Origin of the sequence: Elizabethkingia argenteiflava (assembly GCF_009904105.1) — a bacterium.
Lineage (GTDB): Bacteria > Bacteroidota > Bacteroidia > Flavobacteriales > Weeksellaceae > Elizabethkingia > Elizabethkingia argenteiflava.
Genome location: NZ_JAAABJ010000446.1, coordinates 1 through 456, shown reverse-complemented (window position 1 = coordinate 456; position 456 = coordinate 1). Strand labels below are relative to the sequence as shown.

Here is a 456-nt window from a genome sequence, read left to right as displayed (position 1 = left end):
GAAAAGCACCTTTAGTTTTGGTGATTTTGCGTATCTGGCGATGTACCCCTTGAATTGGATTGGTAGTATATATGATTTTTCGTACTACCTCATCGTACTCGAAGAATGATGAGAGATTTAACCAATTATCCAGCCAGGATTTGCAGGTCAGGGGATATTTTTTTGCCCACTTTTCTTCAAAGGCAAGCAGCCTTTGATATCCCTGCTCTTCATTATTAGCCTTGTAGATTGGTTTCATATCCTCCATAACCGCTTTTTTATCCCTGTCGGGAACATAGCGCATGGAGGAGCGGATTTGATGAACCACGCAAAGTTGTACCCTGGTTTTAGGAAATACAGCCTCAACCGCTTCGGGGAAACCTTTCAGGACGTCTATGCAGGCACTCATAATATCTTCCACAACGCGTTTCTTAAGATCAGTGAGAGCTCCAAGCCAGAATTTGGGCCCTTGATTTT

1 protein-coding gene is annotated in these 456 nt (G+C 43.2%); it reads right to left on the bottom strand.

Annotated features, from left to right (window positions below):
* Window positions 1-456, bottom strand: a 456-nt coding sequence (locus GNY06_RS05250) for an IS256 family transposase (RefSeq protein WP_176589972.1), incomplete at both ends; no start/stop codon positions are given.